Source organism: Butyricimonas sp. BSD2780061689_150309_C8 (genome assembly GCF_015560935.1).
Taxonomy (GTDB): Bacteria; Bacteroidota; Bacteroidia; order Bacteroidales; family Marinifilaceae; genus Butyricimonas; species Butyricimonas paravirosa.
Genome location: NZ_JADMSV010000003.1, coordinates 203,993 through 226,000, shown reverse-complemented (window position 1 = coordinate 226,000; position 22,008 = coordinate 203,993). Strand labels below are relative to the sequence as shown.

The following is a 22,008-nucleotide window of genomic DNA, read 5'->3' as shown; positions in this document are numbered from 1 at the left end:
CGAACAGATTTATAGCAAATGTATAAAAAAATAGTCAACCAATTAGTAAGGTTGACTATTTTAGACGTGCTGGTGTGCTACTCCTTAAAGTTCGTTTTTATAGAATGAATAAGTCTCTTCTATAATTTCCGGTGTTGCGGCATTCAATTGATATAAAATCTCCCGGCAAAATTCCAAAGGGGCATTACCGTTAGCCGTTACTATGTTATTGTCTCTTACGGCTTGATCGTTTATATAATTAGTTTCACCCGTATACCGGGTACCTGCATATTGTTTGAGGTAATCCAGCGTGTTACTTGTATGTTTTACGTGGTTGAGGAAGCCATACATTCCGAGATACACGGAGGCATTACAGATTCCGGCAACCAGTTTGTTTTCCGCGATTGCTTTTTCCACTAATGATGCGATGGGTTTCGCCTCGGACAAAAACCAGTTCATGCCGCCGATGAGTATAAGTCCTGCATGATCATCCGGTAGGTTGTTAATATCATAATCCGGCAACACCCTGAATCCACCTATCGAGGTAATGGGTTCTTTGGATAGTGACAACGTTTTCACCTTGTATTTAATCGGACATCCCGGTTTGACACCCATATTTAGGCAGGTGGAGATATAGGCACCTTCCCAGTCTGCAAAATTGTTTAGTAGTACAAAAATTACTTCTTTTTTATCCATTCTTTTAATATTTAGTTTTATCATCTTCTTCGCATCCCGGTAACTTATACCCGATTTGTTTTCTTTCCTTAAATCCCCGGTCTTTTGTCTGCAGTTCCGCTAAAGTTTGATTTATTAATTCGAGTTGTATCCGGGTATCGTTGTTAATGTCGTTGTAGTCGGAAAACACTTCTTCGATATAGTTTTCTATCGCATCCATTCGTTTTTCGAGTTCATCGATCTTATTTGTTTTTGGGCTGGCGATCATTTGGCGAATAGCCACAAAAGCCCGCATTATTGAGATATTTACATTAATGGCTATATCACTATTGAGAATTCCGGATAACATCGCTAACCCTTGTTCCGTGAATGCATACGGTAGATATTTCGTGTGTTCCCCTCTACCATTCTTTAAGATTCCAATTTGGAATCTTAAAGCTTCCCACTTTTCTACTGTTAACTGAAACATGAAATCGGGTGGAAATCTTTTGAGATTTCGCTTTACAGCTTTGTTCAAGTTGCCTGTTGTGACTTGGTATAACTCTGCCAAATCTCGATCCAACATCACCTTCTGTCTTCTGATCTCGTATATTTTGCTTTGTATTAATTGCAGATTGTCCATAATTGCACTCGTGTTGTTTATTTCTTTTCCTCCTCTTCACATCCCGGTAGTTTGTACCCGATTCTTTTTCTTTCCTTAAATCCTCGGTCTTTTGTCTGCAGTTCCGCTAAGGTTTGATTTATTAATTCGAGTTGCATCATGGTATCATCATTGATGTCATTTTGATCTACTAGAACCTCTTCCATGTATTGTTTGAGTTCCTTTACTTGTGTTTCGATCCTTTCAACACGGCTTTCTATGGGGTTGGACAGCATTTGCCGGACTGCCACGAAAGCCCGCATTATTCCCCTATTTATTTCTATTGCAGGCTTGGAGTTCAAAACGCTACTAAGCATCGCTACTCCGAGTTCGGTAAAAGCGAAAGGAAGATATTTTATATTGCTTCCACGTCCCTTGTTCAAGGTCGCAAATTGCGTCCTTGAAAGTTCGGTTATTTCTTTTTTTGTAAGCTCAAACATAAAATCATCACCTTCAAACCTGTCTATATTACGCCTCACGGCTTCTTTGAGGCGTTTTGTTTCGACGCCGTACATTTCTGCTAGGTCGAAGTCTAACATCACCTTCTGTCCCCTAATCTCGTATATTTTGCTTTGTATTAATTGTAGATTGTCCATAATTGCACTCGTGTTGTTTATTTCTTTTCCTCCTCTTCACATCCCGGTAGTTTGTACCCGATTCTTTTTCTTTCCTTAAATCCCCGGTCTTTTGTCTGCAGTTCCGCTAGGGTTTGATTTATTAATTCGAGTTGCATCCGAGTGTCTTCGTTTATGTCGTTTTGGTCGGTAAAAACATCTTCGATGTATTCTTTTAGTTCCTTTAATTCGTTTTTTAGTTCACCGATATTATCAACAGGAGAGATATGTATTAATTGACGCATTGCGACAAAGGCTCGCATGATACCCCTATTTATCTCGATGGCAGTTGGTGAACTAAGAACACTGCTAAGCATCGCTACACCTAATTCTGTGAAAGCAAAAGGGGCATATTTTATGTTGGATCCTCTTCCTTTGTTCAAGATCACAATTTGTGATCTTGAAATTTCTTCTTTGGTAAGTTCAAACATGAAATCTTCTCCTTCAAAACGTGCAGAATTACGTCTGACTGCTTGTTTAAGTACTCTAGTTTCAATGCCATATAGCTCTGCCAGATCGAAATCTAACATTACTTTCTGGCCCCTGATCTCGTATATTTTACTTTGTATAATTTGCAAGTTAGCCATAATTACGCTTATGTTGTTTTATACAAATGTAGGGAAAAACGAGAATAGTTTGTTGTTTTGGCTTATATATTGGCTATATAAAAAACAACCCGCTATAACGTTTTGTGTTTTAGCGGGTTATGTGATAAAGTGGTGATCCCCACGGGACTCGAACCCATATCAAAGGAACCGGAATCCTTCATTCTATCCATTGAACTAGGGGACCATATTATCCGAGTGCAAAGCTAATCAAATTTTTAAAAAAAGGGAGCAATTTGCTCCCTTTTTTAATGTATAATAGATAAACTATTTTACCTTTTTACGAGTAGCGTAACTTACACGTAAAGAATTTGCTTTACGCAATTCTTGTTTTACGTCGGTTACAATACCCATTTTTGTAAACTGATCAACTTTTAAGTTATTCGTGATCATGTTCCGTTCTTCCTCTTTACGAGTTTCTTGTTCAGCGGCAACGAAACTACTGATTTCACTTACGCTTGCCAGCTTATCATTCAACTGGATACGAGGTTCACTTCCGTAAGTAGCCACGTACTGATCTTTTGGTTTTCCGATAAAGATGTTACTAACCAGAGATTTTTTCTCCAATTTGGTAACTTCCTTTGCCTCGGGCATTCCGTTATCAACCATCACGAGTACTTCTCGCATCGTGGTACTAACCATGAAGAAGAATAATAGCATGAACACGATATCCGGTAGAGATGCTGTTGAAATTGCAGGAGTCTCTTTTCCGCCTTCTTTTCTAAATTTAGCCATTACCTCTTTCCTCCTTTCCCGATATTTTTAGGTTCTGCCTCGGATATTGCGGTGGGAACAAGTTTTCTCACTGCATCCATTTGCTCTTCCGTGAGTTCGCTATATTTCTTTCCCCATTTTTCCATGGCTTTAATATCTCTGATTTCGTTGTATGCTGCGGTCAGTTCGTCCTGAACGGCAATATACATTTTATATGAGGTACCACGGTCACTTTGAAGAGAGATAATCCCTCTCGAAACTTCAGCTTGTCCAAAGAAAGGAATTTCTTTAACAACCTTGCTCGGTAGGTCATCTCTATTTTGTGGGTTTAGAATAAACTCTTTTGCCTTCTCCTTCAGATTCTCAATTTGCATCAGTTCCCCGTTTACGGCCAGCAAATCGTTCTTGTTTACCAAAACCTGTAATATATTGCGTTTGGCAACAGGCGGAGCGATTACTTGATTTTCTGGAGGCATTGGCGGTAACCGTCTGAATAATCCTGAGTCCACATCCATGGTCGTTGACATCAAGAAGAATGTCAACAGCAAGAATGCTATATCCGCTGTGGAAGAGGCATTAATTTCTGGTGTTTTTTTATTTGCCATAAATCTCTTTTTTTACTCTTCAGGAAACATTATCTAACGCGTCTGATAATTTCCGTAACAATGATAGCACCGATAGCACCAATTCCCAAGAAATAAGTCGTGATTAGGATGGTATCGGTGAATTTTAAGGTTCCAGGAACGTTGTCTGAACCACTATATCCCGGAATCTCCATGATTGTTCCGTCAGACATAGAATAAGCGATTAACACGAGGATTATGATCCCTGCGAGAGCTATAAAGCTCTTCATCGCTTCTTTTGGTCTGGTGAATAATCTGATAATCGGGAATATTAATGCTGCAATAATAGCAACAGCAAATAGGATATATGACCACCATATTAATTGTTCTGTGTATACCGGGTTGGAGTATTGTGAATTTGGAAGTTCACCCCCAAAGTAAAATAACCCCAGTAACACAACCGTAATGACGAACATTACGATGGTCAGGATATTTAATATTTTGGTTATTTTCTGCATGGTTTAGTGTTTTTGATTGTATTTGACAAGAATGTCTAATAAAGTTACGGAAGCGTCTTCCATGTCATTAACAATACTTTCGATCTTAGCAATACAATAGTTGTAGAATACTTGAAGGATCATGGCAACGATCAAACCACCCACGGTCGTGATCAATGCAACCTTGATACCTCCTGCCACCAATGACGGTTGGATATCACCTGCTGCCTGAATCTTATCGAAGGCGTCGATCATACCGATTACAGTTCCCAAGAATCCCAACATCGGGGCCAATGCGATGAACAAGCTGATCCAAGACATTCCTTTTTCCAAAAGTCCCATTTGAACTGAACCATAAGATACAACTGATTTCTCAACCATGTCAACACCTTGATCATAACGGCACAATCCTTGATAGAAAATACTTGCGATCGGCCCTCTGGCGTTACGGCAAACTTCTTTAGCTGCTTCAACTCCACCATTATTCAAAGCGTCTTCTACACTTGCGATCAATTTTTTCGTGTTAACAGAAGCCAAGTTCAAGTAAATAACTCTTTCGATAGCGATAGCCAAACCGAAGATCAAACACAAGATAACGAAGCTCATGAAGGCGGCACCTCCCTCGATGAATTTTTGTTTCAAGGCAGCGTGGAAAGAAGTACTTTCGATTTGTGATTCGTCTTCTAACACGGTAGGATCTGTAGTTTCCTCTTCTTCTTGATAAGTTTCTGTCGTTTCAGTGGTCTCTGTTTGAGTTGTTTCATTCTCTTGAGCCATTAGCATAGATGATGCTCCAATAGTAAGCATTCCTAAAACTGCTATTAGTGCAAATAATTTTCTCATGATCAATTTAACTGATTTTTAGTTTATTAATAATTAAAATTTAACTCTATAATATCTGTTTAAGCTGTTTCGTTCTTGTTTTACACCGTGTACCGGTTAAAATCGGGCACCAAGGTATAAAAAAAATGTTAAAATCCAATATATTTGGGGGATATTTCTCCTTTCAAGCCGTTATTTAAATATTTTTTTATTTCGTTAGTGTCTTTATATTTGCCCAGTACATACATCATTTTGCATACAGCGGCTTCCGTGGTAATGTCGTGACCGCTGATGACTCCTGCGTTAAGTAGCTCTCTACTTGTTTCATACTTACCCATCTCGACACTCCCGCCTTGACATTGGGTGACGTTATACACGAAAATTCCCTTTGATAGTACTTCCTTAACCTTGTTAAGAAAAACTTTATTCGTAGGAGCGTTGCCTGACCCGTATGTTTCCAGTATGATTCCTTTTAACCCGGGAATCCCTGTTACCGCGTCAATCACTTCCGGTCTCATGCCCGGGAATATTTTCAATATGGCGATATTCGTGTCCACGTCACAGAATGCGCTTACGGGTTCCGTTCGCGGGGTGTAATCGATTGCACTGTAATCGTAATGAATATGTATCCCGATGTTTGCCAATGCCGGGTAGTTAAATGACTGGAAAGCATCAAAACTTTCCGCGTTTATTTTTGTCGTCCGGTTTCCTCGGAATAGTTTATCCCCGAACAGGATGCAGACTTCCGGAACAATGGCCTTTTCTTGATCGTAAGCGGCTGCTATTTCAATGGCCGCGATCAGGTTTTCTTTCCCGTCTGTCCTGATTTTCCCGATAGGTAGCTGGGAACCGGTAAAGATCACGGGTTTGGTCAAGTTATTTAACATGAAGCTCAAGGCTGCGGCCGAGTAGGCCATGGTGTCCGTTCCATGTAGGACAACAAATCCCTGGTAATCATCGTAATTTTTCAAGATGATTGAACAGAGGTCTTTCCACAATTGTGGTTGGAGATCCGAGGAATCTATGATTTCCGGTAAGGTGTAACTATCTATCGTGAATCCAAATTCTTTGATTTCCGGAACCTCGCAAGCGATCTGGTCAAAATTGAAAGGGCATAACGCCCCGGTTTCAGGGTCGTTTACCATCCCGATTGTACCTCCGGTATATATAATTAACACGGGTTTTGTCATACGCACTAAGTTAAAAACTAAAACATTACAAGCTTTAAGCTCCCTCTGCACTTTTCGTCAGTGAATTATCTGTCTGTATCTTTTCTATGAACAGTTCGCACTACTGACGTGCAAATTAAATAAATTCATTGCATTATTCGTTGTTATTTCCTCGACTTTTTTCGTGTCGATCCCTAGAATTTCAGCAATTTTAGCGGCTATACACGGAATGTAACTACTTTCATTGCGTTTACCCCGGTAGGGAACGGGGGCAAGATAGGGGGCATCCGTTTCTAATACAAGGTGTTCAGCTCCGATTCTTCCCACGACTTCAGCCATGGATGATTTTTTGAAGGTAACGACACCACCGATTCCCAGTAGAAAACCTAAGTCTATTGCCCGACGGGCATCTTCTTCCGTGCCGGGGAAACAGTGGAGTATGCCTTTCATGTTATAGTGTTGTCTTTTTAACACGGCGAATATTTCCATTAGCGAGTCTCTCGAATGGATTATAACGGGCAAATCCATTTCTCGGGCGATGTTTAATTGTCGCTCGAAGACAATAATTTGTTCCTTGTAAAATGTTTTATCCCAGTAAAGATCAATTCCACACTCTCCGATTCCGTGTATTGTTTCTTGGCCTAGTAATTTCTCGAAAAGTTGCATTTCCGTTTTGTAGGATTCGTTTACGGAAGTCGGGTGTACTCCCAGCGTGGGGTACATCATGTCCGGGTGGGCTCGTGCCAGTGATAACATTGCTTGCCGGGTTGTGCTGTCAATGTCCGGTAGTACAATCTGTCGAACGTTGGCAGCTAACGCCCGTTGAATAACTTCTTCCCTGTCATTGTCGAACTCTTCGGCATAGATGTGTGAGTGAGTATCTATAAACATATTTGTGATATAAGTGTCATTCTTCTCGTCGCGAAAGTAGTGAATTGTTTATGGATTGGCAACTAGGGATGTTTAGTATCCCTTTTCCCGGGGTTATCCGTATCCGTTACATGGCGATAGAGCGACTATTGGGAGGCTGTTAGGCGCCGTCGCCCGATTGTCGCCCGATGCTCGCCCGATTATCGCCGCCATTTTAATAGATGGAAAACAAAAATAACATACTCGAATATCCCGTTAACCGGGCCTATAACGGGGCTATTCACGGTCAAGAATAAAATTTCGGGCCATTATATCCCCCGTAAAGGCCCGGGATGAGGGATACATCACCTATTCCGGCGCTTTCGAGGTCGCGGCATCCATCTCTTCGAAGCTTCTTAATGATAATCATATTATCTTTATTGTTTTATGTCCGGGAACGAACGGGTATAGAGGCAGACGGCAAGTTTTTTTTTGTGGCATGAGTTTGCTGCTTGTCATATTTTTCATTAGGTTTGTGTTTAATAACAAAAGTATTTGTATGGACGTGGAAAACGACAGTTCGTTGCGAATAGACGAGCAAGTATTTAAAAATTTGTTTGATAAATTTTATCAAGCCTTGTGCGTTTTTGCGTCCACCTATTTGAAAGATGATGCCTTGTCTGCCGATATTGTTCAGGAAGGGTTCGTGAAATTCTGGAACAAGCGGGAGGGGTTTGATAATTATTTCAAGGTGAAATCTTTCCTTTATACCATGGTGCGAAATGATTGTTTGAATTATATACGCGATAACAAGTTGAGGCGGGAGGATCTTTCCGTGGTTGAATCTCTTGAATTTTACACGGAGACGCTGGTGGAGGAAGAGGCCTATCGAATGTTTTATAATGCTGTGGAATCCTTACCTCACCAAACCCGTCAAGTGATTTTATTGTCTCTGGATGGCTTGAAAAATAGCGAGATTGCCGGGCAACTGGGAATTGCTGAGAGTTCCGTGCATACGCTAAAGAAGATAGCCTACAAGAAATTGCGTAAAATTTTGCGAGAATATTATTATCTGGTTTTTATTTTTCTTCTAAATAAGTAGTTGATCTCTATTGTTTTCCGTTTTTCTCTTTCAAAAAAGTGAATTTTTCGTTCCCCATAAATTCTGTTTTTCGTGTTGTAATAGTAGAAAGATAAATAACGTGTCGTAGAAACTTGGTATACGATGGTGTTAAATCTTGATAATGTACGAATATTGAGTTACGTGGCGAATAAATTTATATGGAACGAATGGACAAAAATAGTAAGGAATTGATGGATGACCCGTTTTTGCTAGCTTCTTGGATCGCAAAATCGATGGCCGGAGAATTGTCCGATGAAGAATTGCAATTATTGGATGAGTGGCGAATGGCTTCAGGGCGAAACCGTCGGTTGTATGACCGAATCGTCAGTCGGGAAGGGTGGGAATCGAAACAAAAACATTTCACGGCTTTTGATAAAGTTTCCGGTTGGCAGGGATACTCGAAAAAATTAAAGAAAACAGAGAAAAAAGCGATACGCTGGCGTGTGTTTTTACGTTACGCGGCAGTTTTGTTGATCCCCTTGGGCGCTGCTGTTTATGGCGTCCTTCATTCGGGAGAGGAGACTGTCTCTTTGGCGGAGCTGAATGCAATCACACCCGGAGGAACCCGGGCTGAGCTGGTGTTGCCTTCGGGGGAGGTGGTTGATTTGGTTGAGAAATCCGGGGTTATATCGCGGGGGGAAAACACGGTCATTAATAACGAAGGAAAAACTCTTTCCTATAAAAGTACAGGAAATCAGGCTCCGATGGACTCTTTGAGATATAACGAGGTGATCGTGCCGAAAGGAGGGGAGTATCAATTAGTGTTGAGTGACGGAACGCTTGTTTATCTGAATTCCATGACGAAGGTGCGTTTCCCGGAACGTTTTTCTGAAAAATGTCGGGAAGTGGAGGTGTGTGGAGAGGCTTTTTTCGAAGTAGCGAAGGATAAGCATGTGCCTTTCATCGTGAAAACGGGTGCATACGAGATCACCGTGTTAGGAACGAAATTTAATGTCACGGCGTATGCTGATGAACATGTGATCACGACAACATTGGTTGAAGGGGCAGTTTCCATCTCTGGCAAGTGTATTGGAGAGGCGAGAACATTACGTCCTAATGAACAGTTGGTGTTAGATCAAACATCCGGAGGTGTGGGAGTTAGGAAAGTGGACGTGAATTATTATACAGCTTGGAAGGATGGTATGTTCCGGTTCCGGGATGTTCGTTTGGAAGAGATCATGCGGGTGGTGGAACGATGGTATGATATGACTGTCGTGTACGAGGATGAGAGTGCCAAGGATTTGCATTTCGGTTTTAACATGAGTCGTCTCGAAACGATAGAGCCCTTGTTGAATATTTTTGAATTGAACGGTAAAATAAAAATAACGAAAGAAGGAAAAGTTCTAAAAATAAAACGAGGTAGATAAAGGCAGGAAATGGTACCAGCATTTCCTGCGGGAATTACTTCGTTAACATTGAGATAATTATTAACTAATAATTGGGAGAGCAAATTTATGGAAAATTTTCTAATGTTTCTCAGGTGCAAACGTGAGAAATTGCAAAAATTATGGCTTATGTCGAAATGGACTTTTTTATTTGTTTTTCTAGGGATAATAAACACGCATGGAACGGTTTATTCCCAGAACGAGCAACAGGTTACAATCTCTATGAAGAATGCCTATTTGAAGGATATTTTATGGGCAATTCAGCGACAAACCACGTTTGTTTTCATGTATCACGAGGAAGATTTGGATAAGGTGGGAAAAGTGAATGTTGAGGTAAAAGCCTCAACGGTGGAAAAGATTCTGAGTGACTGTTTGAAAGGTACTGGTTTGACGTATGTTTTTCAAAATGAGGTGATCGTGTTAAAACCTCTGAATGACGAAAAGAAAAAGGAAATTAGAATTGTCGGTAAGGTGACGGATAAGGGAAGGGCGCCTTTACCAGGGGTAACAGTTATGGTAAAAGGGACGAGTTTAGGTACAGCGACTAATCGTGACGGACAGTACGGCATGACTTTGCCTGTCATGCGTGATACTAATTTCGTGTTAGTGTTCTCGTTTGTTGGAATGCGGACAGAAGAGATTAAGTATATCGGACAGGATACAGTCAATGTGGTAATGGTGGAAGATCAAAAAAAAATGGATGAAGTGGTCGTGACGGGGTATTCTAATATTCGTAAAGAGAGTTTTACCGGTAAAGCAACAACTGTGACAAAAGAGCAGTTGATGAAAGTAAACTCAAAGAATGTGATTGCGGCGTTACAGACGTTTGATCCTTCTTTCAGGATTAAGGATAATAAATTGTGGGGATCAGATCCCAATGCTTTACCAGAGTTTAATATCCGGGGAGAAACTTCTATCGGGCAGGCTAAAGGGTTGGATGTCGAACAACAAAAAAGAACTCAGCGCACGACTCTGGAAAATAATCCTAATTTACCCGTGTTTATTTTGGATGGTTTTGAGGTTGATGTGCAGAAGATTTATGATTTGGATGTGAATCGAATTGAAGCAATCACGATTTTAAAAGATGCTGCAGCAACAGCCATGTATGGTTCACAGGCAGCCAATGGTGTTGTTGTTGTTACGACGGTTGCTCCAAAGGCTGGGGAGATGCAAATTTATTATAATTTTTCTGGAAACGTAGATTTTCCGGATTTGTCGGACTACAATCTTTGTAATGCTGCGGAAAAGTTGGAAGTAGAGCGTTTGAGTGGTTTATATTCTTCAGATGATCCGGAACAGCAAATTGCACTTTTGGCAGATTATTATAAGAAGCAAAATGCTATTTTGCGTGGGGTGAATACAGATTGGATGTCACAGCCATTACGAAATGCTTTTGGTCATATGCATAGTTTGAATGTATCTGGAGGAGAGGAGAGTATCAGATATGGAATAGATTTGAATTATAATGCGAGTAAAAATGGTGTGATGAAAGGTTCATTCCGTCATATTTATGGGGGAGGTTTAACATTGGATTATCGTGCAGGGAGTTGGTTACAATTATTGAATAACATTACTTATACGGTTACAGAATCAGAAGATTCTCCTTATGGGCAGTATACACAATATGCTGAAGCACAACCTTACGCTGAAATTTATGATGAAAATGGGCGTTTGCTAAAAGAAACGACTGGAACGACGACCTCGAAAGTGAATCCTTTATGGAAGGTTGCTAATCTATCAACATTCTATGGCAAAATGAAAAATCGAGATTTAACGAATAACTTCCAGTTGAATATTCATATTATGGAAGGGTTAATGTTTAAGGGACAATTGGGACTCCGTAGAACAGATGGACGTACAGATAATTTTACGGATCCCGCAGATCCTATTTATGATGTGACTTCTGCTGATAAGAAAGGAGAATTGAATCGTCAGGAAAATAATAATTGGAGTTGGAACGGGAAAGCCATGTTTTATTATAATCATGTTTTTGGTAACCATTTTATTAATGCTACTGCCGGTGGAGAGGTTTCTGAAAGTGAGTCGGAATCATTATCATACATTTTAAACGGTTTTCAATTGGGTAATATGCATGAACCTCAATTTGCAGCAACTCAGGCAAATCCGGTGAATGTTTCAGAATCAAAGACTCGGAAAATAGGTTTTTTGGCATCCGTGAATTATGCTTATAATGATATTTATTTGTTTGATGGTTCTTTCCGTTTGGATGGGAGTTCTGATTTTGGCCGAGACAAACAATTTGCTCCATTCTGGTCGGTTGGAGTAGGATTGAATGTTCATAATTATGATTTTTTGAAAGGACATTGGCTAATTAGCCGTTTAAAAGTAAGAGCATCTTATGGGTCTACCGGTAATGTGGGTTTCGCTCCCTACACGGCAATAACAACTTTTCAGACGGCAACAGATGCTTGGTTTTTCACAGGTCCCGCAGCTTCTTTGATGGCTTTGGGGAATTCGCGATTGACTTGGCAAACAACTTATAAGTTAGATGTTGGTTTTAATATTGGTTTATTGAATGATAAGATCACTTTGGAAGGTTCGTATTATCGGAATGAGACAGAGGATTTGATTGATGATGTGAAAATTCCAGCTTATTCCGGTTTCACTTCTTACAAAGAAAATTCCGGTTCGACTTTGAATGAAGGATTTGAAATTGCAGTAACTTCTACTCTTTTCCAAAATAAGGATTGGATGGTGACATTTATGGCAAATTTGTCATCTAATAGAAGTAAAATCACGGAGCTGAGTGAGGAGATGAATGCTTATAATGAGACAATTCTTGCTGAATATGAAAAAGAAGATTCTGAGTATAGAGATGTGTTGAGCAGACCTTTGATGTTGTATTATAAAGGGAAGTCGTTGTCTTCTATTTATGCTGTTCGTTCTGAGGGAATTGATCCTGCTAATGGACGTGAGCGTTTTATCAAGAAGAACGGGATGTCTACTTATACGTGGGATGCTAATGATCAAGTTGTTGTTGGAGATACCGAGCCGGATGCAAAAGGTTCTTTCGGGATTAACGTGGGCTGGAAAGGAATTACGCTGAATGCTTATTTTAATTACCAGTGGGGAGGGCAAAGTTATAATTCAACCTTGGCGGACAAAGTCGAGAATGCTCAAATTAGTACACAGAACGTGGATAAACGGGTTTTATCTGCTAGATGGAAAAATGCGGGAGATGTGGTTCCCTATTATGATTTGAGTAAGAACCCGACCCAGAACCCGACCTCTAGATTTGTACAAGATGATAATCGTTTGGATTTTACAAGCCTTTCGATTGGTTATGATTTTAGTCGTCAGTTGATTTCTAAGTGGAAACTTAAAAGCTTGAGTGTGCAGTTCAGTGCGAATGATTTGTGTAAATGGCGTAGTGTGAAAGAAGAGAGAGCTATAAATTATCCATTTGCAAGAAGTTTCAGTTTTTCATTAAATGTTGGATTCTAAATGGTATATGGCATGGGAAATTATGTTAAAATATTGATAGTTGCCGTTACGTTGGTACTTACGGGATGTAAAGATTGGTTAGATGTTACTCCTGTGGGTCAGGCAACCGAGAATGATTTGTTTAGTTCGGGGACCGGTTATCGGTCCGTTTTGAATGGATTGTATAAGTCAATGGGGAAACCGGAACTTTATGGTCGGAATTGGTCTTATGGGATGTTGGATTGTATGGCTCAATTGTATGATCTAAGTTCATTTAATGATGAGATGTGCAAGGCCGCAGCAAAGTTTGAATACACGAATACTCAAGTGTCAGCGAGTATAGAGAGTGCATGGGGAATTGCTTACAATATTATTGCTAATGCGAATGATTTGTTGCAAAATGTTGAGAAGGCTTCGAATGATATATTTGCAGAGGGCGAAATGGAAAGGAAAATGATCATGGGAGAAGCGTACGCTTGCCGGGCTTTGATCCATTTTGAGTTGTTGCGCTTGTTTGCTCCGGCGTTGGTAAATGATGATGGACGTACATATATTCCTTATGTAGAGTCTTACCCGGTGTTATCTGCTTCAAAACTTGGCGTTAAGCCTTATTTGGAAAAAGTGATTGCAGATTTGGAAAAAGCTCGGGAATTAGTTGTTGGTTATGATACGACGGTAAACGGACAAGGAATTAATTTGTCCGGGACCGGGCGTTTTAATAACGATTTTACGTATAATTATCAAACTATATCGGGACAGCAGATAGAAGATTTTGATGCAGCTTCAATAGATGATTTTTTTAAAGGGCGTGGATATCGGATGAGTTATAATGCGGTAACAGCTTTGCTTGCTAGGGTTTGTCAATATGCCGGATTGGAGCAAGAAGCTTTTGATTATGCGGATGAGGTGGTGAAAGCGCATGTGGTGTTTCGGGATGGTTCAAAGAATCTGATGTATAAGGATGATTATAGTGGTTTAACACAGGGCTGGGGTAATACGGAGGAATCTTTTAACAATCGGAAGGATTATAAGACAATGTCGAACTTGATTTTTGCAGCTTATAATAGCTTGTCTTATCAAGGCTCAGGTAGTTGGTTAAGTGCAGATTGGAAAGGCGGAGTTTCACCGAATTGGTTTCAGATATCGGAAAGTTATTTTTCACATGGAGGAGTTGATGAGAAGAGTTCTGATCATCGATGGAATCATATGATCGTTTATGGTGGAGGAGTATATCCTGTTTCCGGGAAATGGTTTATTCCTACAAATTTAGACACTAGGGATAAGACTGTGAATTTGTTCCCTGTGATACGTCTTACGGAGATGAAATACATTATGGCCGAGTATTATGCACATAATGGGAATGTGGGTGATGCATATCGAATTTTAAATGAGATTCGGGAAAATAGAGGGATCTATGGAAGTTCACTTAGTGGATCTACTTGGGTAGAATTTGAACAAGAATTACTTCATGATGCCCGTCGCGAATGGATTTCTGAGGGACAATTATTTTTCCTGTATAAACGTTTGAATGCAGAGATTGTAAATGATAAAGGAACGTTACGTCCTATGACTCTCCAGGAAAGCATGTTTCCTGTTCCGGCAGATATTAAGTAATGATCTAAATCTTGAATCATGATGAGAAGATATTTATATTTTGTGATAATGTTGATGTTTTTGTCTTTCTATTCTTGTAATGAAGATGAAATAAAAATTTTTGACGGACAATCTCAGCTTTATTTTGATAAGTTTTATATGAATGCCCTTCGACCAGGAACAGAAGGGGCAGACTCGACGGTGATGTCATTCTTTTTTTATCCAGATGGTACACAGACAATAGAAGCAGAGGTCGTTGTGAACTACTCAGGATTACCATTAACGGATGATATTGCTTTTAGCTTGAAAGTAATAGAAGAAGGTACTACTGCTAATAAAGATGAATATGATTTGGACGATCAATACATATTTCATGCACGACCTTTGCAAAAAGGACAATTGGATATTCAAGACACGATAAAAATTCGATTGAATTTGTCAGAGCGATTAAAAAAATTAGAGAAAGGAGTGAGATTGTTCGTTGAGTTGATTCCAGGAGAGGGGATTGGATTAGGACAGTATGAACGTCGCCGGGCCGTGATTATTTCATCTTATGTGGCAGAGAAACCGACGTGGTGGGATAGTGAAGTAGAACTAACTCTTTTGGGAGTGTATTCCAGTACGAAATATAAGTTGTTTGTTGAACATGCTGATCCTGAAATGACGATGGATAGAGAGATGTTTGAAGAACGCCCAGATTTGGCTATTGGGTTGGTGTTAAAGTTTAAAGAATGGTTGATTGCCAATCCCGGACAAAAGGATGAGAATGGTAATGATATAACTGTTGTGATTTAATGATTAAAATGTTGCTATTATGAGAAAAATTCATATATTATTTTGTTTGTCGTTCCTCTTGATATTTGGTTGTTTAGAGGATGAGGGAAACTATGATTATGAGGATATTAAGGAGCCGAAATGGTATACAGATCAACCTATAAGTGTGTATGCAACAGAGCATGACATGATGAAGTTGCGTGGAAGAGAGGCTTTTAGGTGGGAGACTGATTCTGTTCAACGAGAAAAAGAGGTGCGTTATGAATGGAGATTGAATGATGTGGTAATCTCTACGGAAGCGGATATTGATCTTCCGGCAGATAGCGTGATTAAATGGGCGAATATGACGGAACTTTGTGGGGCAGGAAAATATTTAAGAGGTTCGTTTACTGTTATTGATAAGGAATATGAAACTCATTTCATGAAATTGGTTTCTTTTTTTATAACTCCTTATCGTGGAGCCGGGGATTGGTTTGTTCTGGTAGAAAAGGAAAATCAAGGAGAATGTTATTTTGTAAAAAGAACGTATAATCGGGATGAGGCGAAAGATGAATTTGAATTACAAGATTCTTTTGGAGATGTGAATGGAATGTCTATTTCTGGTAAACCTAAATTTCTAGGGTATACGAGAACGGCTAAAAATGTTGGTCCCATGGGATCTATTACGATTATGACTGACGAGGTCGCTTATGAGGTAGATGCCGCTACGTTTGAATTACGTTCAGATATGAAGGATTTATTTGAAGGAGGAGCTCCAGCGGACTTTGCTCCAATTGCAAGAGTAGACGCTTGGGAGGCAGATAGAGGGACAGGGTTGTGTACTTTTTTGGCAAATGAAGACGGAAAACTTTATAGACGGCAATTGTCAAAAAATAATTTAGGGGGTATGTTCATTAATACTCCTTATGAATTGGATGAAAAAGGATATAAAATTACCGGATTTGGTACTCGTTTATATGGTTTCACTTCCATTCCCTGTTGGGATGAAAAGAATAATAGAGTGATAATGATTGCTTTTGTTTCTAAACAAGCTGGTAGTGGATGGAGAGATCCGTCTTATTTAGCAGTTAGTTTAATGCCTTTGAAAAGTAATAATTCGTTAACAGATTGTCCTCCGGTTTGGGGGTTTGAAAATGGGACTAACGTATTGAATATGGGATATATGAAGAGCGTTATGTTGTCCTTTACGACAAGTGTTTATATGTATTCTGTAATTTATAATGATGCGGCAGGAAAGACTTGGTGTGGAGAGTTTATGGTAAACCCGATGGACGGATCTTTAGTGCAGTCAGCACCAGGAATGCCTCCTTTTTCTCCGGGAGGGGATTCGCGGGTGATTGAATGTCCCGTGCAAATTTCAGATGATGCTTTAATATTAACTAGTTGTACGGCATATAATACAAAAGCCAATAATCAGGTGGTGTATACGGAGGGAAATAATGTAAATTATTTGCTTATTAGTGATGGATATGCAAGTAAGCCGATGATTACAGATTTTCCTGAAAAAATCACCTATATCGGTTATGGAACTTCTCAAACTGGTATGATTGATAGGTATAACTTGTTAGTTGTGGGGGGAGAGAATGGTACATTGAAATTTTATGATATTACGGAACGAGATAGACCAACTTGTGTAAAGACAATGAATTTTGAAGGGAAGATAACAATGGCAAAGGAAATGGCTACAGGCGTTGTTGGTGTAGATGAATATTAGAAAAGTTTGTATTAAAAATCATATTGTATGGAAGAATCAATTGTTAAGGTGGAACATTTATCTCATCGTTATAGCGTGCAATGGGCGATTCGGGATATTAATTTTGAAATTACAAAGAATGGTATTTATGGATTACTTGGCTCCAATGGAGCCGGTAAATCCACAACCATGAATATCATGTGTGGGGTGTTGAAACAAACAGAAGGGGATGTTTATATAAAGGGAGTCAGTGTCAGTAAAAATCCCGTTGAGGCAAAACGACATATTGGTTTCTTACCTCAAGTGCCGCCGTTACACCCGGATCTGACTGTTGAAGAATACTTGGAATATTGTGCGGAGCTACGGCATATTCCGGACCGGGAAGTAAAGAAAGCGATAAAAGAAGTGATGGGGCGTTGTGGTATTTCACATTTTGCCAAACGGGTTATTCATAACTTGTCAGGCGGTTATCAACAACGTGTGGGGATTGCTCAGGCGATTATTCATAATCCGGAATTGGTGATCTTTGACGAGCCGACAAATGGTTTGGATCCGAATCAAATTGTGGAGATTCGCCATTTGATAAAAGAGATTGCGACAGAGCGTACGGTGATTCTTTCAACCCATATCTTGACAGAGGTACAAGCTACTTGTGACTATATCCGGATGATCGAACAAGGAAGTATGGTTTTTTCCGGAACTGTGGAGGAATTTGATAACTATATACAACCGAACACGTTGATTGTTTCTTTGGGATCCGTTCCTTTGATAGCGGATATTCAAGCCCTTCCGGGTGTCGTGCGTGTGGATGAGTTGGGTGGTCCTAGATTCCGGATTCAATTTTCTGATCCGCGTGAGGCGATGAACAGTATAGTGGAAGCTAGTTATACACGGGGATGGCAATTAACGGAATTACAACAGGAAAAGAGTTCGTTGGATACCATTTTTGCCGAGTTGTCCAAGAAATAGTATTAAATTTTATTTGCAGTAAAGATGAGAACGATATTTAAGATAGCGAAAACGGAATTGCGGGATTTATTTTACTCCCCGATTGCTTGGTTGATTTTGATTATATTCACGTTTCAAACCGGAATGTTGTTTTCCGGGATGATTTCAGATATTGTACGATCCCAAAGTATGGGAGGAAGAGGGGCTAATCTGACACTCTCTATTTTTGGTGGACAAAGAGGTTTGTTTGTAGCCGTACAGTCTTATTTATATTTATACATTCCGTTGTTGACGATGGGATTGATGAGTCGGGAATTGGGAAGTGGTTCGATAAAATTGCTTTATTCTTCTCCGATTACGAATGCCCAAATTATTTTGGGTAAATATTGTGCCATGTTGATATATGGTTTGATTTTGGTTGGTGTTTTATTGGTTTATGGAATCTATGGTATATGTACGATTGAGAACATGGATATTCCTGTTTTCTTAACGGGACTTTTGGGGGTTTATTTGTTATTGTGTGCTTATGTGTCTATCGGTCTGTTTATGTCCAGTTTGACTTCTTACCAGATCGTGGCGGCTGTAGGCACATTGGCCGTACTTGCCGTGTTGACTTATGTAAAAGGAATGTGGCAGTCTGTACCATTTGTTCGAGAGGTTACTTATTGGTTTGGAATGACAGGACGTTCCGATAATTTTATGTTTGGGATGATTTGTAGTGAGGACGTGCTTTATTTTGTGGTGGTTGTGATGTTATTCTTGTTGATGACGATTATTCGTATGCAGGCAAGGCGACAGAAAGTAAGTTGGTTAACTTCTTTGGGTAAATATGCCGGGGTGTGGGGGATTGCTGTTGTGCTGGCATTCGTTTCTTCTCGTCCCGTCTTCAAGTGTTATTATGATGCCACTTATACCAAATCAAATACTTTAACTCCTAATAGTCAGGATATTATTAATAAATTGAAAGGAGGATTGACAATTACTACTTATGTGAATATCTTGGATAAGTATAATTGGGTGGGTTATCCGAGAGAGTATAATAATGATATTCGCCGTTTTGAGCAGTATACACGTTTTAAACCGGAAATTAAGATGAAATACGTGCTTTATTATGATACGATTAAGAATGATTATTTGGAGCGGGCCTTTCCGGGAATGAGTTACGAGGAAAAAGCGAAAAAGGTCATCGAAATGGAAAAATTGAATCCAGAAAAAATTTTGACTCCAGAGCAGATTCGTGCAAAGATTGATTTGAGAACAACGGAAGGCAATCGTACGGTACGTTTGTTGGAGCGGGAGTCTGGGGAGAAAACCTTTCTGAGATTGTATGATGACCGCGAAATATTTCCTTCGGAATCAGAAATTTCTGCTGCTTTAAAACGAATGGTGATGACCTTACCTACGATTGGCTTTTTGTCCGGTCACGGAGAGCGGGAGACTGATCGTCCGGGAGATCGTAATTATTGTATGTTTACTCATTTGCCGATGTTAAGGCAGGCTTTGGTAAATCAGGGATTTAACTACAAAGACGTAACCTTGGATCGGGAAATTCCGAAAGATATTAATATCTTGGTTATAGCCGAGATGCGTGAAGCGATGACAGAAGTGGAAAAAGTGAACTTTGATAAATATGTTGCTCGGGGAGGTAATTTGGTGATTATTGGGGAGCCTGGTCGACAAGGTGCAATGGGCGCCGTGATGGAACCATTTGGAGTGAAACTTGTGGATGGCTTTTTGATTCAGCCGGAGAAACCGAAAGATCCTGAAGAAGAAAAGAAAGATAATAAGGATCTTGGTCCGTTTGCTGGGTTTGTTGCGCAAAAACAACCAATAGATTTGATTGTTACACAACCAACGAATGAAGCGGTGGAGTTATCATATGTATTCGGTTATATGCGGCCCTATTACGTGGCAGCTATGCCTACTGCTGCTGGTTTGGAATATACAACAGATAAAGGATTTGATGTCGTGCCATTATTTATGTCAGATTCGACTTGTTGGAATGAATTGGAGAACACGGATATTGTTGATCAAGAGGTGGTGTATAATCCGGCTGTGGGAGAGGTTCAGAAATCTTATCCGTTAGCTTTGGCGTTATCTCGTAAGATGGGAGAACGAGAACAGAAAGTTATTGTTTTGGGAGATGCAGATTGCTTAAGTGATGGGGAGCTTACTCGAGGTAGAAGTCCTTTATGGACGGCAAATTCCGTGATTATTCAAGCTAGTTTCTTCTGGCTTTCGGATGGGGAGGTGCCTATTGACGTGAGACGCCCATATCCGATTGATAGAAAATTGTTTGTGGGGGAAACGGGTGCCGAGGTGCTTAATTATGCTTTGCTTGGCGGTTTCCCGGGATTGTTACTTTTCCTTTCTTTGTTCATCTGGTTAAGGAGAAGGGGACGATAGGAAATAAGTTATGTGAGTATGCCGACCGGAATATTATTTTCGGGTCGGCATTTTTTTGATAGCTGCTAAGGAGATGATTTTAAACTATTTATTTTTTACTTATCTCGATGGTATAGGGCTTTACTGTCCGGTAAGAATCGCTATTCCCTTGGGGTGAAACAATTTCTTTTGTACCACGTAGTATGCGACCAAAACGGCAGCACCCGTCACGATCCACGAGATGGGATAGATGACCATCAAGGCGTCGAAACTGGGCAATAAGGGACAGACAAGGTATATCCATAGTAATCGTAAGACACAGGTACCGAACACGGTGAGGATCGCCGGTAGCATGGAATAGCCAAGCCCCCGGAGTGCGGCTCCGGCAATTTCGTATGAGCAAGCAAGGCACTGTGTCAATAAGACGATATTCATACGAAGTGCCGCGTAGTGGAACACTTCCGGACTGGATGTGAAGAAGCTGATAGCGAAGTGTTTTTGCCAGACGAATAGCACATTCAGCAAGCCGCAACAGGCAACACTTAATAACATCGTCAGACGGAAAATTCTTTTACAGCGATCAATTTGCCCGGCCCCGTAATTTTGGCTGATGAAAGTCACCGCGGCTTGACTGAAAGCACTGACCACGAAATAACAGTAATACTCGTACGTGAGGGCGGCGGCAGAACCGGCAATAGCTGCGGAGCCGAATCGGTTGACGGCTGCTTGTATGAAAATGTTGGCAATCGAAAACACCATCCCCTGTATTCCTGCGGGGACTCCGATCTGAAGAACTTTTCGTAATTCGGGACGATTGATGCGGAGGTGCTTGAAGTCTAGCTTGAATGGTCCTTGTTCGTGTCGCAGGATGTATATGATCACGCCCGCGCTGAACATGTTGGCAACGACCGTACCAATAGCGACGCCCGCAACACTCATCTTGAAGACAATGACTAACAGTAAGTTTAGCACGGTATTGATGATCCCGGCGGCAACAAGACAATAAAGCGGGCGTTTCGTGTCTCCCATGCTACGGAGAATGCTTGCCCCGAAATTGTAAATCATGAAAAAGGGCATTCCGAGGAAGTAAATGCGAAGATACAGAACTGCCAGGTCTATGACATCATCGGGCGTGTCCATAGCTTCCAGTATCGGGCGGGCTATGAGTAAACCTACCACGAGTAGTAGGCACCCACTTGTCAGTGCGATCACGGAGACCGTGTGTATGGCATTTTTGATTCCCCGTTCATCTTTTTGTCCGATGTAATTGGCGATCACGACATTTGCCCCGACGGATATTCCCACGAACAGGTTAATCATCAAGCTGATCACCGAACTGTTGCTTCCCACAGCTGCCAGAGCCTGATCGCTAGCAAATCTTCCCACGACGGCCACATCTACCGAGTTGAATAACTGCTGCAGGATGCTACTTGCCGCTAATGGCAGAGAAAACAACAGAATCTTGTTCAATAAACTTCCATGCAGCATATCCATCCGGACCGCACCTTGTGATGATTTATTATGAGTACGCATATT

The 22,008-nt window shown here is 40.5% G+C and carries 19 protein-coding genes and 1 tRNA gene; 8 read left to right on the top strand and 12 right to left on the bottom strand.

All coding sequences use genetic code 11. From position 1 onward, the window contains the following. Positions 1-84: 84 nt before the first annotated feature. From I2I33_RS05350 to I2I33_RS05300, 11 genes are all read right to left on the bottom strand, one after another. On the bottom strand, positions 85-675 hold the full coding sequence (locus tag I2I33_RS05350; RefSeq protein ID WP_087419787.1) for a type 1 glutamine amidotransferase family protein: 591 nt from the start codon (positions 673-675) through the stop codon (positions 85-87). A gap of 4 nt (positions 676-679) precedes the next feature. Continuing rightward, positions 680-1,276 carry an ORF6N domain-containing protein gene (locus tag I2I33_RS05345; RefSeq protein ID WP_087419527.1) on the bottom strand — a complete coding sequence of 199 codons (597 nt, stop codon included), beginning with the start codon at positions 1,274-1,276 and terminating at the stop codon, positions 680-682. A 17-nt stretch (positions 1,277-1,293) separates the two neighbouring features. Beyond that, positions 1,294-1,890 (bottom strand): ORF6N domain-containing protein, encoded by a 597-nt coding sequence (locus tag I2I33_RS05340; RefSeq protein WP_087419528.1) that lies wholly within the window; start codon positions 1,888-1,890, stop codon positions 1,294-1,296. Between the two features lie 17 nt (positions 1,891-1,907). Continuing rightward, positions 1,908-2,495, bottom strand: a complete 588-nt coding sequence (locus I2I33_RS05335; protein ID WP_087419529.1) for an ORF6N domain-containing protein — start codon at positions 2,493-2,495, stop codon at positions 1,908-1,910. A 130-nt stretch (positions 2,496-2,625) separates the two neighbouring features. Further along, a tRNA-Arg gene (locus I2I33_RS05330) sits at positions 2,626-2,700 on the bottom strand. 80 nt (positions 2,701-2,780) lie between these two features. Continuing rightward, entirely contained in the window at positions 2,781-3,248 is a 468-nt protein-coding gene (locus tag I2I33_RS05325; RefSeq protein ID WP_087419530.1) for an ExbD/TolR family protein, read from the bottom strand. After that, positions 3,248-3,832: an ExbD/TolR family protein gene (locus tag I2I33_RS05320; protein ID WP_087419531.1), complete on the bottom strand. Its 585-nt coding sequence runs from the start codon at positions 3,830-3,832 to the stop codon at positions 3,248-3,250. Before I2I33_RS05320 ends, I2I33_RS05325 begins: the two co-directional genes overlap by 1 nt. Positions 3,833-3,861: 29 nt before the next feature. Then, positions 3,862-4,308, bottom strand: a complete 447-nt coding sequence (locus I2I33_RS05315; protein ID WP_087419532.1) for a hypothetical protein — start codon at positions 4,306-4,308, stop codon at positions 3,862-3,864. Positions 4,309-4,311: 3 nt separating this feature from the next. Next, entirely contained in the window at positions 4,312-5,130 is an 819-nt protein-coding gene (locus tag I2I33_RS05310) for a MotA/TolQ/ExbB proton channel family protein (protein ID WP_087419533.1), read from the bottom strand. A 128-nt stretch (positions 5,131-5,258) separates the two neighbouring features. Then, positions 5,259-6,299 (bottom strand): asparaginase, encoded by a 1,041-nt coding sequence (locus I2I33_RS05305; protein WP_087419534.1) that lies wholly within the window; start codon positions 6,297-6,299, stop codon positions 5,259-5,261. Positions 6,300-6,383: 84 nt separating this feature from the next. Beyond that, a complete protein-coding gene (locus I2I33_RS05300) occupies positions 6,384-7,169 on the bottom strand; it encodes a TatD family hydrolase (protein ID WP_087419535.1) in 786 nt (261 codons plus the stop codon). A 517-nt stretch (positions 7,170-7,686) separates the two neighbouring features. On the opposite strand from I2I33_RS05300, the gene I2I33_RS05295 reads away from it, so the two are divergent. The 8 genes from I2I33_RS05295 (at position 7,687) to I2I33_RS05260 (ending at position 20,493) form a co-directional block, all read left to right on the top strand. Continuing rightward, positions 7,687-8,229, top strand: a complete 543-nt coding sequence (locus tag I2I33_RS05295) for an RNA polymerase sigma factor (protein ID WP_087419536.1) — start codon at positions 7,687-7,689, stop codon at positions 8,227-8,229. A gap of 188 nt (positions 8,230-8,417) precedes the next feature. Next, entirely contained in the window at positions 8,418-9,617 is a 1,200-nt protein-coding gene (locus I2I33_RS05290; RefSeq protein WP_162613693.1) for a FecR family protein, read from the top strand. Positions 9,618-9,764: 147 nt separating this feature from the next. Then, positions 9,765-13,100, top strand: a complete 3,336-nt coding sequence (locus I2I33_RS05285; protein ID WP_229128199.1) for a SusC/RagA family TonB-linked outer membrane protein — start codon at positions 9,765-9,767, stop codon at positions 13,098-13,100. 12 nt (positions 13,101-13,112) lie between these two features. Beyond that, positions 13,113-14,693 (top strand): RagB/SusD family nutrient uptake outer membrane protein, encoded by a 1,581-nt coding sequence (locus tag I2I33_RS05280; protein WP_162613694.1) that lies wholly within the window; start codon positions 13,113-13,115, stop codon positions 14,691-14,693. Positions 14,694-14,711: 18 nt separating this feature from the next. After that, entirely contained in the window at positions 14,712-15,467 is a 756-nt protein-coding gene (locus I2I33_RS05275) for a DUF4843 domain-containing protein (protein ID WP_087419540.1), read from the top strand. A 19-nt stretch (positions 15,468-15,486) separates the two neighbouring features. Continuing rightward, entirely contained in the window at positions 15,487-17,160 is a 1,674-nt protein-coding gene (locus tag I2I33_RS05270; protein ID WP_195666747.1) for a PKD-like family lipoprotein, read from the top strand. A 27-nt stretch (positions 17,161-17,187) separates the two neighbouring features. Next, positions 17,188-18,108: an ABC transporter ATP-binding protein gene (locus tag I2I33_RS05265; protein WP_087419542.1), complete on the top strand. Its 921-nt coding sequence runs from the start codon at positions 17,188-17,190 to the stop codon at positions 18,106-18,108. 24 nt (positions 18,109-18,132) lie between these two features. Continuing rightward, positions 18,133-20,493, top strand: a complete 2,361-nt coding sequence (locus tag I2I33_RS05260) for a Gldg family protein (protein WP_087419543.1) — start codon at positions 18,133-18,135, stop codon at positions 20,491-20,493. Between the two features lie 120 nt (positions 20,494-20,613). Here I2I33_RS05260 and I2I33_RS05255 read toward each other — a convergent pair whose 3' ends face one another. Further along, positions 20,614-22,005, bottom strand: coding sequence for an MATE family efflux transporter (locus I2I33_RS05255; protein ID WP_087419544.1), 1,392 nt, complete (start codon positions 22,003-22,005; stop codon positions 20,614-20,616). Positions 22,006-22,008: the final 3 nt, after the last annotated feature.

Bases quoted from the DNA above. Each gene is read 5' to 3' on its own strand.
- I2I33_RS05300 (WP_087419535.1), bottom strand. From the start codon at position 7,169: ATGTTTATAGATACTCACTCACACATCTATGCCGAAGAGTTCGACAAT.
- I2I33_RS05310 (WP_087419533.1), bottom strand. From the start codon at position 5,130: ATGAGAAAATTATTTGCACTAATAGCAGTTTTAGGAATGCTTACTATT.
- I2I33_RS05270 (WP_195666747.1), top strand. From the start codon at position 15,487: ATGAGAAAAATTCATATATTATTTTGTTTGTCGTTCCTCTTGATATTT.
- I2I33_RS05315 (WP_087419532.1), bottom strand. From the start codon at position 4,308: ATGCAGAAAATAACCAAAATATTAAATATCCTGACCATCGTAATGTTC.
- I2I33_RS05255 (WP_087419544.1), bottom strand. From the start codon at position 22,005: ATGCGTACTCATAATAAATCATCACAAGGTGCGGTCCGGATGGATATG.
- I2I33_RS05345 (WP_087419527.1), bottom strand. From the start codon at position 1,276: ATGGACAATCTGCAATTAATACAAAGCAAAATATACGAGATCAGAAGA.
- I2I33_RS05275 (WP_087419540.1), top strand. From the start codon at position 14,712: ATGATGAGAAGATATTTATATTTTGTGATAATGTTGATGTTTTTGTCT.
- I2I33_RS05285 (WP_229128199.1), top strand. From the start codon at position 9,765: ATGTCGAAATGGACTTTTTTATTTGTTTTTCTAGGGATAATAAACACG.
- I2I33_RS05265 (WP_087419542.1), top strand. From the start codon at position 17,188: ATGGAAGAATCAATTGTTAAGGTGGAACATTTATCTCATCGTTATAGC.
- I2I33_RS05305 (WP_087419534.1), bottom strand. From the start codon at position 6,299: ATGACAAAACCCGTGTTAATTATATATACCGGAGGTACAATCGGGATG.
- I2I33_RS05295 (WP_087419536.1), top strand. From the start codon at position 7,687: ATGGACGTGGAAAACGACAGTTCGTTGCGAATAGACGAGCAAGTATTT.
- I2I33_RS05290 (WP_162613693.1), top strand. From the start codon at position 8,418: ATGGACAAAAATAGTAAGGAATTGATGGATGACCCGTTTTTGCTAGCT.
- I2I33_RS05260 (WP_087419543.1), top strand. From the start codon at position 18,133: ATGAGAACGATATTTAAGATAGCGAAAACGGAATTGCGGGATTTATTT.
- I2I33_RS05335 (WP_087419529.1), bottom strand. From the start codon at position 2,495: ATGGCTAACTTGCAAATTATACAAAGTAAAATATACGAGATCAGGGGC.
- I2I33_RS05280 (WP_162613694.1), top strand. From the start codon at position 13,113: ATGGGAAATTATGTTAAAATATTGATAGTTGCCGTTACGTTGGTACTT.
- I2I33_RS05325 (WP_087419530.1), bottom strand. From the start codon at position 3,248: ATGGCTAAATTTAGAAAAGAAGGCGGAAAAGAGACTCCTGCAATTTCA.
- I2I33_RS05320 (WP_087419531.1), bottom strand. From the start codon at position 3,832: ATGGCAAATAAAAAAACACCAGAAATTAATGCCTCTTCCACAGCGGAT.
- I2I33_RS05340 (WP_087419528.1), bottom strand. From the start codon at position 1,890: ATGGACAATCTACAATTAATACAAAGCAAAATATACGAGATTAGGGGA.
- I2I33_RS05350 (WP_087419787.1), bottom strand. From the start codon at position 675: ATGGATAAAAAAGAAGTAATTTTTGTACTACTAAACAATTTTGCAGAC.